This window comes from Mycobacterium sp. Root135 (assembly GCF_001426545.1).
GTDB lineage: Bacteria > Actinomycetota > Actinomycetes > Mycobacteriales > Mycobacteriaceae > Mycobacterium.
In genome coordinates this window covers 336,163-349,662 of sequence record NZ_LMEZ01000009.1, presented here as the reverse complement: position 1 = coordinate 349,662, position 13,500 = coordinate 336,163, and the positions used below count along the sequence as shown (strand labels likewise).

Genomic DNA, 13,500 nt, shown 5'->3' with positions numbered 1-13,500 from the left:
GCCATGACGACGGAGTTCACCCAAACGCAGAAGCGCGCGCTGGCCGTCGCGGTCGTCGTCGCCCTGGCCTTCGGCGCGTACTTCCTTCGCGGCTACTTCATGCTCGTCGTCGTCGCGACCGTCGCGGCCTACCTGTTCAACCCGCTGTTCAACTGGTTCCTCACGCGGTTCAACCGCGGGCTGTCGGTGACGTTCACGTTGTTGGCGGCGATCTTCGCGGTGATCATCCCGTTGTCACTGCTGATCCTGTTGGCCGTGGTGCAGATCAGCGCCATGGTCCGCAGCGTGTCGGATTGGGTGTCGCACACCGACCTGAACTCGCTCGGCGACCACGCGCTGAAGTGGACCAACGACGCCGTCGACAAGATCCCGTTTCTCGGCGACGTCCAGGTGACACCGCAACTGCTGCAAGAGAAGATGAGCACCGTCGCCCAAAGTGTGGGCGAATACGCGCTTGGCGCCCTGCAGGGTGCCGCGGGCGGACTCGCCGGCGGGCTCACCGCGGCCGTGCTGTTCATTTACGTGTTCATCTCGCTGCTCTCCAACCGCGAACGCGTGCAGACGCTGATCCGCCAACTCAACCCGCTCGGCGAAGAGGTCACCGACCTCTACTTCGAGAAGATGGGCGCGATGGTGCGCGGCGCGGTATTCGGCCAGTTCGTCATCGCGCTGGCGCAGGGGTTGGCCGGTGCGGTGTCGATCTACCTTGCCGGCTTCCACGACGGCTTCTTCATCTTTGCGATCCTGCTCACCGCGCTGTCGGTGATCCCGCTCGGCGGCGGCATCGTGAGCATCCCGTTCGGCATCGGAATGATCCTGTTTGGCAACGTCCCCGGCGGCATCTTCGTCATCGCCTGGCATCTGATCGTCGTGACCAACATCGACAACGTCCTGCGACCAATCCTGATCCCACGAGCTGCCCGCCTGGACTCCGCCCTGATGCTGCTGGCCGTCTTCGCCGGCATCACGATGTTCGGCTTCCTGGGCATCATCATCGGCCCGGTGGTGATGATCGTCATCGTCACGACGGTGAGCGTCTACCTCGCGGTGTTCAAGGGCGTGCCGATCGACGACCCCGATGACGACGACGAGGACAAGGGGCCCGGTCCCGTCGCCCGCCTCATCGAGAAGGCGCGGCAACGGATCTGGAGCCGGCGTGACCGCAAGCGGCAGCAAGCGCAGAGCGCGACTACGCGGTCAGCCTCTGCTTGAGGAATTCGACGACCCGCTTGCGGGCCTCGTAGGCGGGATGGCCGTCGACTTCGCGGACCTCGAGGGTCAGCACCGAGTGGGCCATCTTCCCGAATCCGGCCGCGTTGCCCTTCTTCGAATCGATCTCGATCACCTCGAAGGCGTCCCCCAGCCGTGCCTTCAATGTCGCGAAACGCGCACCGGGCGACATCGGGTCCTCGCTGAAGCGCAATGCGAGCGCGCACAGGCCGTCCTCGGCGACGCGGCGTTCGACGACCTTGAGCTCGGCTTCCGACAGGCCGGGATCGGCCTTCTGCTTGGCGGTCAGTCCGATCGGCAGCGACGGCTGGCTCAGCACCGGGGCCAGCACGCTGTCGTCGACCGCGGCGGCCAGGGCGAACCCTCCGCTCCAGCACTCGCCGATGACGCCGACGCCCTTGCCGGGCGTCCGCTCGTTGAGGTCACGGGCCAGCGCGCGCAGGTAGTGGGCGACGGGCCGGTCGGCGTTGGTGGCGAAGGCGGCGAACTCCTTGGCCACGCAACCGCGCAGCATCACCGGAACCGCACCGGGCCGGATGCCCTTGGCCCCCGGGGTGCCGTACAGCGACGGACACGCGACGGTGAACCCGTTGTCCACCAAGTGGTTTCCCAGCGCCAGCACGCCTGGGTGGATGCCGGGCATCTCGGGAATGAGGACGACGCCGGGGCCCTCGCCCTTGCGGTAGACGTCGTAGGTGAAACCCTCGGCGGTGAAGGGCGCGACGGCCCATCCGGTGAGGTCTGCTTCCGGTCCGGGCATGGGGTCTCCTAGACGACGGGCAGCGGAGGCTGCGACTGCGTGGCCTTCGCCAGCGTACGGTACTCGTCGGTACCCGCTGGCCCCGTGACCGCGATCTGCGCCGGACCGGTCGGCCCCTTGAGCCGGGTCGTCCACACCGGCCGGGAATCCTCGCCGCCCTCGTAGACGATCCACCGCACGCCGTCGACGTCCTGGGTCCCCGTGGGCACCACGTCGGTGTCGACCCACCGGACGAGGCTCTGCTCGTCTGCATTGCTCTGAATCAGACTGATGAACATCCCCGTCGGCGCCAGGAAACCGGTGCGCGAGATGACGGCCCGCGCCGGCCTGCCGTTCTCGGTGCGGCCGCCGTCGATGCTGGCGCGTGAGCCGGAGTTCGCGCGCCACCCCTCCGGCAACTGCGGCTGACGGATCGGGATCTTCAGCGTCTCGGCGTCGGCCTTCATCGCGGCGGTCGTGTCATAGGGCAGCACAGGCCCTTGACCTGGCCCGTTCGGGGCGAAAGAGCACATTCCGAGGATCCCCGCCAGCACGATGCAGACCAGGACCAGAGGTGCCATCGACCAGAACATGTCGCGGCCGTCCTGCAACAGCCGCGACTTGGCCGGCTTCGGCTCCGGAGCCGCCTGGGGTGTGGTCACTCTGCCAGTATCCCAGCTCCCAACCTGTGGACGGTTAATGGGAGAATCTGCACATGACTGCCCCTGATGCTTCCCCCGCAAGCGGCTCGTCCCGATCACGACGCGAAGCCCCGGATCGCAACCTCGCCCTCGAGTTGGTACGGGTGACCGAGGCGGGCGCCATGGCCGCGGGCCGCTGGGTCGGCCGCGGCGACAAGGAGGGCGGCGACGGGGCCGCCGTCGACGCCATGCGCGAGCTGGTGAACTCGGTGTCGATGCGCGGCGTCGTCGTCATCGGTGAGGGCGAGAAGGACAACGCCCCGATGCTCTACAACGGAGAAGAGGTCGGCAACGGCGACGGACCGGACTGCGACTTCGCCGTCGACCCCGTGGACGGCACCACGCTGATGGCCAAGGGCATGCCCAACGCCATCTCGGTGCTCGCGGTGGCAGAACGCGGCGCCATGTTCGATCCGTCGGCGGTGTTCTACATGAACAAGATCGCCGTCGGCCCTGACGCGGTCGACGTCCTCGACATCACCGCGCCGATCGGCGAGAACATCCGCCGCGTCGCCAAGGTGCGCAAGTCCTCGGTCGCCGACATCACGGTGTGCGTGCTCGACCGGCCCCGGCACAGCCAGCTGATGGCCGACGTCCGCGAGGCGGGCGCCCGCATCCGGCTGATCTCCGACGGTGACGTCGCGGGTGCGATCGCGGCCTGTCGGCCCGGTTCCGGCACCGACATGCTGGCCGGCATCGGCGGCACGCCAGAGGGCATCATCACCGCCGCGGCCATCCGCTGCATGGGCGGTGCCATCCAAGCCGTCCTCGCCCCGACCGACGACGCCGAGCGCCAGAAGGCGATCGACGCGGGCCACGACCTCGACCGCGTGCTGCACACCGAGGACCTGGTGTCCGGGGAGAACGTGTTCTTCTCCGCCACCGGTGTCACCGACGGCGATCTGCTGCAGGGCGTCCGCTACTTCGGCGGCGGCTGCACCACGCAGTCGATCGTGATGCGCTCCAAGTCCGGCACGGTCCGCATGATCGAGGCGTACCACCGACTTTCGAAGCTCAACGAGTACTCGGCGGTCGACTTCACCGGTGACATGTCCGCCGCCCACCCCTTGCCGTAACACCCTTCCCCCCAACCGAGAGACGAACAGGGAGCAAATGCCCGACAACGAAGTCGAATACCGCATCGAGCACGACACCATGGGCGAAGTCCGGGTGCCGAAGAGCGCCCTCTGGCGGGCACAGACCCAACGCGCGGTGGAGAACTTCCCAATCTCGTTCCGGCCCTTGGAGCGCACCCAGATTCGGGCCCTCGGCCTGCTCAAGGGTGCCTGCGCTCAGGTGAACAAGGACCTCGGCCTGCTCGACGCCGACAAGGCCGACGCCATCATCGCCGCGGCCGCCGAGATCGCCGACGGCAAGCACGACGACCAATTCCCGATCGACGTCTTCCAGACAGGGTCGGGCACCAGCTCGAACATGAACGCCAATGAGGTCATCGCCTCGATCGCGAAGGCCAACGGCGTCGAGGTACACCCCAACGACCACGTCAACATGTCGCAGAGCTCCAACGACACCTTCCCCACCGCGACCCACATCGCCGCCACGGAAGCCGCTGTCCGACACCTGATTCCGGCTCTCGAGGTGCTCCACGAGTCGCTGGGCAACAAGGCCCGGCAGTGGCGCACCGTCGTCAAGTCCGGCCGCACGCACCTGATGGACGCCGTCCCGGTCACGCTGGGCCAGGAGTTCGGCGGCTACGCCCGTCAGATCGAGGCAGGCATCGAACGCGTCAAGGCGACGCTCCCCCGGCTTGGTGAGCTGGCCATCGGCGGCACCGCCGTCGGCACCGGCCTCAACGCACCCGACGGATTCGGCCCCAAGGTCGTCGACGTCCTCGTCGACCAGACCGGCATCGCCGAATTGCGAACGGCCGTCGACTCGTTCGAGGCGCAGGCCGCCCGCGACGGGCTCGTCGAGGCGTCCGGCGCCCTGAAGACCATCGCCGTGTCGCTGACCAAGATCGCCAATGACGTCCGTTGGATGGGCTCCGGCCCGCTCACCGGTCTCGGCGAGCTTCAGCTGCCCGACCTGCAGCCGGGCAGCTCGATCATGCCGGGCAAGGTCAATCCCGTTCTGCCCGAAGCTGTTACGCAGGTCGCCGCCCAGGTGATCGGCAACGACGCCGCCGTCGCCGTCGGTGGCCTCTCCGGTGCCTTCGAGCTCAACGTCTACATCCCGATGATGGCGCGCAACGTCCTGGAGTCGTTCACGCTGCTGTCCAACGTCTCGAGGCTGTTCGCCGAGCGGTGCATCGACGGCCTTGTCGCCAACGAGCAGCACCTTCGTGAGCTGGCCGAGTCGTCGCCCTCGATCGTCACGCCGCTGAATTCGGCGATCGGCTACGAGGAGGCCGCGAAGGTCGCCAAGGAAGCGCTCAAGGAGCGCAAGACGATTCGGCAAACGGTCATCGACCGCGGCCTGATCGGCGACAAGCTGTCCGAAGAGGAACTCGACAAGCGCCTCGACGTGCTGAAGATGGCGAAGGTCAAGCAGGGCGAGTAACGCGGTCCGGCGTGGCCAGCCACTTGATGCCTGGCCACGCCGACACGCTGTGCAGGACCAGGCTCAGCGACACCGTCACCGCGACAACCTGGATGATCAGCGACTCCTGCTCGATGCTGCCGCGTTCCAACACCAGCAGGCCAAGCACCAACGTGCCGATGCCGCGCGGGCCGAACCACCCGATGAACACCCTGTCTCGCACCGGCACGTCACTGCGCAGCAGCGCCAGACAGACCGCCACCAGGCGGACGCCGAACAAGGCAACGACGGCGAATACGACGACGCGCCAACTGACGTCGCGCCACCCCACGATCACCGCATAGCCGCCGAACAACGCGAAGACGGTCAACTCGAGCAGTTGACCGGCGGCGTCGGACACGTGCGTCTCGGGCCGCGAACCCGCCCGGCGCGCCGCGTAGGCGAAGGCCAGACCTCCGGCGAACGCCGCGACGAAGCCGCTGCCGTGCAACATCTCGCCAACCTGGAAGCACACCAGCGCGACGGCCAGCGTGGCGAGCTGCGCCCAGATGTCGCTCATCCAGCCGCGCTGCCGCGACCTGCCGATCACCCAACCGCCCGCCGCCCCGATGGCGAGCCCGACGACCACCGACACCAGTTCGGTGCGCACCAGGAAGTACCCCCAGTGCACGCTGGCTTCGTTGCGCTCCGAGGCGAACGCCACCGCCGCGAGGAGCGCCGCCAGCGCGAAGCCGTCGTAGAAACCGCTCTCGGTGGACAGCGCGTGGCGAATCCGCTCGGGGACGCGGTCGTCGTCGAGAAGGGCGTCGATCAACGCGACCTCGGTCGGCGCCACGATCGCGGCCAGGCACACCGCCTCCCACGTCGGCATCACCGGAAAGAGCAGCAGCGCCGTCCCCATGCCGAGCGCGATCGCCAGCGGAATGCCCACCGCCAGAAGACGAAAGGTCACCTCGCGGCGTCGCACGACCGCTGACATGTCCAGCTCGGCGGCCTGGTTGAACAGAATCACCGTCAGCGCCAGCTGCGCCAGCACCGTGAACGTCGAGGTGTTCGTCCCGCCCTCGAGAAGATCGAAACCGAACGGTCCCAACGCCATTCCACACAGCACGAAGATCAGCGCCGGCGCCAGGTACCACCGCTTCACCAGACCCGAGACAACCGCGTAGCAGAGCACCAACAGCGTCAGGACGAACGCCGTGTTCGTCGTCATGACGTGCCGTCACGCCCCATTGGTGGGACCACCGGAGTTCTGGTCCGGAATGTCGGTGATCGGGAAGTTGGGCATCGGAGCGGGCGACGGGGTGTTCGGCAGCGTCGGGATCTCGGCCGGCGGGATGTCGGTCAAATCGTTGGCGGGCGGACCGTTGTCGCGGCTGCCATAGGTGCTGCCCGGTGCCCGCTCACCGAGCATCTGCGACACGGTCACCATGTGGTAGCCGTTGGCCTTGAGCACGGGGATGAACTGCTGAACCAGGTCGACGGTTGAGGAGTACGTGTCGTGGAACAGGACGACGGAGTTCGGCTTGATCTGGGTCATCAGCATGTAACGGGTCGCGTCGGTGTTGCCGTCGTTCGCCCAGTCGAACGGGATGACGTCCCAGTTGATGTCGGCGAGGCCCTGCTTCTTGGCCTCCTCCAGCACCTGGTCGTTGATCAGACCGCCTGCGGTGCGCACCAGCTTGGGGCGTTGACCCGTCGCGGCCTCGATCGCGTCGCTCGCCTTGCTGAATTGGGCGGGGATGTCCTCGGGCGGAATGGTCGTCATGTTGGGGTGCTCCCACGTGTGACTGCCCAGTTCCATGCCCGCCTCGACCACGCGTTTGGCGCCTTCGGGATTGGCCGCCACCTTGTTGCCGATCTCGAAGAACGTCGCCTTGGCGTCGTTGTCCTTGAGCACCTGGAGCAACCGGTCGGTGTACGGGCTTGGCCCGTCGTCGAACGTCAGGGCGATGCACTTGAACTGGGAGCAGTCGACCTCGTCGGCCTTGGCAACGTGACCGGTCAGGCTGCCGACCACGACGATTGCCACCCCGGCGCACACGCCGATGACGGTCCGCCAGTATGACCAGGTGGGCTTCTCGGGGCGCTTGCGCACCAGCACACCTTACCGACCCCGCCTGACCGTTTCGCGTGTGCTGTGAGATCGCGGAATCGCGTCGAACGGCGATCTCACAGCACACGCGATGGGGATCAGGGCAGGGCGCCGGGGCTGAACTCCTCCAGCATCTCGGTGACGAGCGCGGCGATCGGCGAACGCTCACTGCGCAGAAGCGTGATGTGAGCGAACAGCGGATGGCCCTTGAGCTTCTCGATGACCGCCGCCACGCCGTCGTGCCGCCCCACCCGCAGGTTGTCGCGCTGGGCGACGTCGTGGGTGAGCACCACCCGCGATCCGGCGCCGAGCCGCGACAGCACGGTCAGCAGAACGTTGCGCTCCAGCGACTGCGCCTCGTCGACGATGACGAAGGAGTCGTGTAGCGAACGGCCTCGAATGTGGGTCAGCGGAAGCACTTCCAGCATGCCGCGGGCATTCACTTCGTCGAGCACCGCCGGACTGGCGAGCCCCTCGAGGGTGTCGAAGACGGCCTGCGCCCACGGACCCATCTTCTCGCTCTCGCTACCGGGTAGATAGCCCAGATCCTGTCCGCCGACGGCGTACAGCGGCCGGAAGACGACGACCTTGCGGTGCGTGCGGCGTTCCAGCACCGCCTCGAGTCCCGCGCACAATGCCAGCGCCGACTTTCCGGTGCCCGCCTTGCCGCCGAGGGACACGATCCCGACCGACTCGTCGAGCAGCAGGTCCAGGGCGACGCGCTGTTCGGCTGACCTTCCCCGGAGGCCGAACACCTCCCTGTCGCCACGGACCAACTGCACCCTCTTCTCGGCGTTCACCCTGCCCAACGCGTGCGAGTTGCCGCCGAGCAACCGAACACCGGTGTGGCACGGCAGGTTTCGCGCCTCCTCGAGGTCGATCTCGCCGTCGGCGAACAGCGCGTTGACGTCGTCGGCGCTGACCTCCACCTCGGACATGCCCGTCCAACCCGACGCCACGACGTCCTGGGCGTGGTACTCGTCGGCGGGCAGGCCGACCGCGCCCGCCTTGACGCGCAACGGGATGTCCTTGCTGACGAGGGTGACCAGCTTGCCCTCGGCGGCGAGGTTGGCGGCGCACGTCAGGATTCGTGCATCGTTGGTGCCCGTGCGGAAGCCGGCGGGCAGGACCGACGGATCACTGTGGTTGAGCTCGATCTGGAGCGTTCCGCCTTGGGTACCAATGGGAATGGGCTGATCGAGTCGCCCGTGTTCGAGTCGAAGATCGTCGAACATCCGCAAGGCCTGGCGCGCAAACCAGCCCAGTTCGTGGTGGTGCCTCTTGTCCTCCAACTCGCTGATCACGACGAGGGGGACGACGACTGCGTGTTCGGCGAACCGACTGCATGCCCAGGGATCGGACAGCAGCACTGAGGTGTCGAGCACGTAAGTCCGAACGGCCGAATCAGTCACGTGGCGCTCCTAGGCCCGTGCGGCACCGCACGAACTCCCTCGGTGGATACCGCGGTACCAGGACCGGGGCCGGCCCCTTCGTCGAAACGACGGGTACCGCCCGGATAGCAGAGCATGTCGGCCATCGAAGCCGACGCTACTCCCGTCCCGAGGATTGCGCCGAGCAGGCGCGCCGTGGCCGAAATGTGACCACTCGGTTAACTAGTTGGCGACGAATTCCGCGAGTTCGGGAGCGTCCGCGACACCCCAGGCGCCGATGCGATCGGAGAGCACCTTGCGCAATGCCGCGTCGTCGAAGATGCCGGCTTCGGCGACGACGCGGACCTTGCCTGCGTAGGCGTCGATGTCCGCGCCGATGGGCTCGAACGCGGCGGCGCGGGTGGCGATCGCGGCGATCGTCTCGTCACGCTTGGTGGTGAGGCAGTGCGCGATGAGGTTCGCGAAGAACTCCTCGTGGCGCTCCTCGTCCTTGGCGATCCGGCCGACCATCGACGCCAGGATCGGCTCGGTGATCTGGGCCTGCAGGTTGCGGCAGAAGACGGCGTGAGCGCGCTCGAGGAAGGACATGAAGACCAGCGTCTCGATCTGGCTGAGCTTGTCGGCGCGGTAGCCCTTCATGACGTGCTCGACGCGGACGTCCTCGTTGGCGCTGGGGTCGATCTCGCGCGTGACGACGAGGTAGTTGCGCAGGGCCACCGCGTGCAGGTGCTCCTCGGCGGTCCACCGGCCGAGCCAACGTCCCCACTTGTCGTCGAGGATGAAGTGCTCGACGAGCTCGCGGTGGTAGCCGGCCAGGTTGTCCTTGACGATGAGCAGGATTTCCAGCGCATCGGTCACCGGCTTGGGCAGCGTCACCGACGACTCGTCCCAGTCCGTGCCGCCGAGGAACGCGAAGTTCTCACCCTTGTCGAAGGGCACGAAGTCGTGCGGGTACCACAACTCCTCGGTGGCGACGTGGCGCGTCAGATTCTCGTCGACGACGGGCTCGAGCTCGAGGGTCAACGCATTGGCTACGGGCTTCTCTGCCATGAAACTAACTGTAACCCGTGGACACACGTTCCCCGAAATCGGTCAGCGGCGTGTCCTACTGGAGCGTCAGACCCGGGTACAGCGGGTTGGCGTTCAACAGTTCAGCCGACGCACTGCGCACGCGGGCGGCAACTCCGTCGGCCAAGACGTACTTGGCCTTCGACGTCCCGTCGGGCTGGGTGTTCGTCAGCACCTCGACGACCAGCTCGGCCACGCGGTCGAAGTCGTCCGCACCGAATCCGCGCGTCGTCAACGCCGGGGTGCCGAACCGGATGCCGCTGGTGTACCAGGCGCCGTTCGGGTCGGCCGGGATCGAGTTGCGGTTGGTGACGACGCCGGCGTCGAGCAACGCCGACTCGGCCTGACGACCGGTCAGGCCGAACGACGTGACGTCGAGCAGCACGATGTGGTTGTCGGTGCCGCCGGTGACAAGGCGGGCGCCGCGGGTGAGGAAGCCGTCGGCCAACGCCTTGGCGTTGTCGGCGATGCGCTGGGCGTAGAGCTGGAACGACGGCTGACGGGCCTCGGCGAACGCGACGGCCTTGGCCGCCATGACGTGGGCCATCGGGCCGCCGAGCACCATCGGGCAGCCCTTGTCCACCGCCGCCGAGTACTCCTCGGTGGCCAGCACCAGGCCGCCGCGCGGGCCGCGCAGCGACTTGTGCGTCGTCGTCGTCGTGACGTGAGCGAACGGCACCGGGTCCTCGTCGCCGGTGAACACCTTGCCGGCCACCAGGCCCGCGAAGTGCGCCATGTCGACCATGAAGGTGGCGCCCACCTCGTCGGCGATCTCGCGCATCTTGGCGAAGTTCACCCGGCGCGGGTAGGCGGAGTACCCCGCGACCAGGATCAGCGGCTTGAACTCGCGAGCCGCCGCGGCGACCTGCGTGTAGTCCAGCAGGCCCGTCTGCGGGTCGGTGCCGTAGCTGCGCTGGTGGAACATCTTGCCGGAGATGTTGGGCCGGAAACCGTGGGTCAGGTGGCCGCCCGCGTCCAGCGACATGCCCATCAGGCGCTGGTTGCCCAGCGTGGCGCGAAGCTTCTCCCAGTCGGCCTCGGTCAGGTCGTTGACGTTCTTGGCACCGAGTTCGGCCAGGCCGGGCGCCTCGATGCGGGTCTGCAGGATTGCCCAGAACGCGACCAGGTTGGCGTCGATGCCGGAGTGCGGCTGCGCGTAGGCATACGGCGCGCCGAACAGCTCGCGGGCGTGCTCGGCGGCCAGCGCCTCCACGGTGTCGACGTTCTGGCACGCCGCGTAGAAGCGGTGGCCGACGGTGCCCTCGGCGTACTTGTCGGAGAACCAGGTGCCCATCGTCAGCAGCACGGCAGGCGACGCGTAGTTCTCGCTGGCGATCAGCTTCAGCGAATCACGCTGATCGGCGAGCTCCTGGCGCGTGGCCGCAGCGATGCGTGGTTCGACGGACTCGATGACCTTCAAGGCGGCCGTGTACGCGGCGCTCGCGGTCTCGGCGTACTCCGCGCCCAGCGCTGGAGTAGGGGTGGTCACGGGCTCAGCGGTCATGGGCCCAGCTTAGTCGGCGCAGACTACGCCGACTTCTGCGCCATGGTCGTCTTCATTCTGAAATCCCAGCCGTCCTGCAGAACTCGGCGTCAGGCGCGCAACGCCGACGGCACCAAAGGCTCGTCGAGAAGCCTGCCGAACCGCTCGATCAGCGTGACGTCGGCCGGGCGGGCGTCGAGCCAGGCGCGCAACAGTCGATAGCCCTCGACGTAGGTGCTGGTGTAGGCCCGCCACAGCGGGGACGACAGGAACCGCAGCGACTGCCGGGCGCGCGCGTCGCTGGTCAGTTGCCACCGCTGCAGGAACGCGGCCACGTCGTCGACGTCACGGTGCTCGTCGTGCAGCATCAGCGCGGCGTCCTGGCGGACGTCGGCCAGCGCGGCCGCGGCGGTGGAGACGGCCACAGCGCGCTCGCCGTCGAACCGCAGCCCGAGGTCGGCGTAGATCTCGGTCGCCCACTGACCCCAGTCGGGTCCGATCGCGGCGTACAGCGCGAGGTCGGCGAGGCCCTCGGCCATCAGGCACTGCGGCGTGTTGACCAAGAAGATGGTCTGCTCGGTTTGGTTCTTGCCGGCAACCAGGCCGAACTCCTTGCGGCAGTGCTCGGTGTGGTGACCGGGATAGGACTCGTGCGCGACGAGCCGCGGCAGCCCCGACATCTGCTGCTTGAGGTCGGCGTTCACCGCGACCGTTGAGCGGTAGTCGCCCTCGTAGTAGTTGAACCCCGACCACGGCTTGTCGGTGACGATCTCGTAGTTGATCGTCTCGGCGTCGGGCAACGGGAAGTCGGCACGCACCTTGTCGCGGAGGGCGCTGGAGAACGCGTGGATGCACTCCTCGAGCCGCTCCGGTGGGATCTCCTCGCCACTGCGGTAGCTCTGCATCCGCTCGGCGAGATCGCCCGTGCCGCCCAGCGCTTCGTCGAGCTTGCGGTGCGCTTCGCGGTACTTGTCGGGGTCGCCCTTGACGATGTCCACGTCGAAGTAGTCGTGCACCTCCTGCACGAACCCGATGTCCTCACCCGCGAACTTGCGGCCCGCACTGGCCAACGCCCGCAGGTGCGCCGCGATGTAGTCGGCGCGCTGGCCGTCGAGACCGTCGGCGCCCGGCAGTTCGGCGATCAACCGCGTCGCCTGGCGCGCGAGCTCGGCGGGGTCCGGCGGCGGCTCCGCACCGACGACGGCACGCAGTGTTGGGTCCCCGGTGTAGGAGTCGACGTAGCCCTCCTCGATGCGGTCGAACCTCAGACCGAGGAGCAGATATTCGCGAATGACGGTGGTGGCGTCCATGGTCCCAACCGTAAATGCAACACTGGCTCCATGGCGCGGACGAGCGAGCCGAGTCCGTACGTCGAGTTCGACCGGAGTCAATGGCGTTCGCTACGGATGTCGACACCGTTGAAACTCACGGAGAGCGAAGTCCTCGGGCTTCGCGGTCTCGGCGAACAATTGGACCTGCTCGAAGTCGAAGAGGTCTACCTCCCGCTGGCCCGGCTGATCCACCTTCAGGTCGCCGCGCGTCAGCGTCTGTTCGCGACGACCGCCGAGTTCCTCGGTGAACCGCAACAGAACCCCGACCGTCCGGTGCCGTTCGTGATCGGCGTGGCGGGCAGCGTGGCCGTCGGGAAGTCGACGACCGCCCGCGTGCTGCAGGCCCTGCTCGCCCGTTGGGAGCACCACCCCCGCGTCGACCTGGTCACCACCGACGGCTTCCTCTACCCGAACGCCGAGCTTCTACGTCGGAACCTGATGCACCGCAAGGGCTTTCCCGAAAGTTACGACCGGCGGGCGCTGATGCGATTCGTCACGGCGGTGAAGTCGGGCTCGGATCACGTGTCCGCGCCGGTGTATTCGCACTTGCTCTACGACATCATCCCCGACGAGCAGATGACCATCAAGCACCCCGACATCCTGATTCTGGAGGGCCTCAACGTCCTTCAGACCGGCCCGGCGTTGATGGTGTCCGACCTCTTCGACTTCTCCGTCTACGTCGACGCCCGCATCGAGGACATCGAAGGCTGGTACGTGTCGCGGTTCCTGGCGATGCGGGCCGGCGCGTTCGCCGACCCGCAGTCGCACTTCCACCACTACTCGACGTTGACCGACGAGCAGGCCGTCTTCGCCGCGCGCGACATCTGGCATTCGATCAACCGGCCCAACCTGATCGAGAACATCCTGCCCACCCGGCCGCGCGCGACGCTGGTGCTGCGCAAGGACGCCGACCACGCGATCAACCGGCTGCGCCTGCGCAAGCTCTAGCCCCCTCACCCCCGC

At 67.4% G+C, this 13,500-nt stretch carries 12 protein-coding genes; 4 read left to right on the top strand and 8 right to left on the bottom strand.

Annotated elements, in window-relative coordinates; translation table 11 throughout:
• Positions 1–3 precede the first annotated feature (3 nt).
• Entirely contained in the window at positions 4–1,212 is a 1,209-nt protein-coding gene (locus tag ASD37_RS27385) for an AI-2E family transporter (RefSeq protein ID WP_082570452.1), read from the top strand.
• Here the strand turns inward: ASD37_RS27385 and ASD37_RS27380 are convergent.
• The gene (locus tag ASD37_RS27380) at positions 1,190–1,990 is read right to left on the bottom strand and encodes a dienelactone hydrolase family protein (RefSeq protein ID WP_056559247.1); all 801 of its coding nucleotides are present in this window, start codon (positions 1,988–1,990) and stop codon (positions 1,190–1,192) included. The two genes, ASD37_RS27385 and ASD37_RS27380, sit on opposite strands and share 23 nt — an antisense overlap.
• Positions 1,991–1,998: 8 nt before the next feature.
• Positions 1,999–2,631 (bottom strand): DUF4245 domain-containing protein, encoded by a 633-nt coding sequence (locus ASD37_RS27375; RefSeq protein ID WP_056559244.1) that lies wholly within the window; start codon positions 2,629–2,631, stop codon positions 1,999–2,001.
• A 53-nt stretch (positions 2,632–2,684) separates the two neighbouring features.
• Between ASD37_RS27375 and glpX the strand changes: the two genes are divergently transcribed.
• Positions 2,685–3,746: a class II fructose-bisphosphatase gene (gene glpX, locus ASD37_RS27370; protein WP_056559240.1), complete on the top strand. Its 1,062-nt coding sequence runs from the start codon at positions 2,685–2,687 to the stop codon at positions 3,744–3,746.
• Between the two features lie 37 nt (positions 3,747–3,783).
• A complete protein-coding gene (locus tag ASD37_RS27365) occupies positions 3,784–5,190 on the top strand; it encodes a class II fumarate hydratase (RefSeq protein WP_056559237.1) in 1,407 nt (468 codons plus the stop codon).
• On the opposite strand, the gene ASD37_RS27360 is transcribed toward ASD37_RS27365, so the two are convergent.
• From ASD37_RS27360 to ASD37_RS27335, 6 genes are all read right to left on the bottom strand, one after another.
• Positions 5,174–6,382 carry a cation:proton antiporter gene (locus tag ASD37_RS27360; protein ID WP_056559233.1) on the bottom strand — a complete coding sequence of 403 codons (1,209 nt, stop codon included), beginning with the start codon at positions 6,380–6,382 and terminating at the stop codon, positions 5,174–5,176. The genes ASD37_RS27365 and ASD37_RS27360 overlap by 17 nt on opposite strands.
• Before the next feature lie 9 nt (positions 6,383–6,391).
• Entirely contained in the window at positions 6,392–7,267 is an 876-nt protein-coding gene (locus ASD37_RS27355) for a polysaccharide deacetylase family protein (protein WP_056560003.1), read from the bottom strand.
• 95 nt (positions 7,268–7,362) lie between these two features.
• The gene (locus ASD37_RS27350; protein ID WP_056559230.1) at positions 7,363–8,676 is read right to left on the bottom strand and encodes a PhoH family protein; all 1,314 of its coding nucleotides are present in this window, start codon (positions 8,674–8,676) and stop codon (positions 7,363–7,365) included.
• 201 nt (positions 8,677–8,877) lie between these two features.
• Positions 8,878–9,705, bottom strand: a complete 828-nt coding sequence (locus ASD37_RS27345) for an acyl-ACP desaturase (RefSeq protein WP_056559227.1) — start codon at positions 9,703–9,705, stop codon at positions 8,878–8,880.
• Between the two features lie 55 nt (positions 9,706–9,760).
• The gene (locus tag ASD37_RS27340; RefSeq protein WP_056559224.1) at positions 9,761–11,227 is read right to left on the bottom strand and encodes a glycine hydroxymethyltransferase; all 1,467 of its coding nucleotides are present in this window, start codon (positions 11,225–11,227) and stop codon (positions 9,761–9,763) included.
• A gap of 89 nt (positions 11,228–11,316) precedes the next feature.
• Entirely contained in the window at positions 11,317–12,516 is a 1,200-nt protein-coding gene (locus ASD37_RS27335) for a hypothetical protein (RefSeq protein WP_056559222.1), read from the bottom strand.
• Positions 12,517–12,546: 30 nt separating this feature from the next.
• Between ASD37_RS27335 and coaA the strand changes: the two genes are divergently transcribed.
• Positions 12,547–13,485, top strand: a complete 939-nt coding sequence (gene coaA / locus ASD37_RS27330) for a type I pantothenate kinase (protein ID WP_056559220.1) — start codon at positions 12,547–12,549, stop codon at positions 13,483–13,485.
• Positions 13,486–13,500 lie beyond the last annotated feature (15 nt).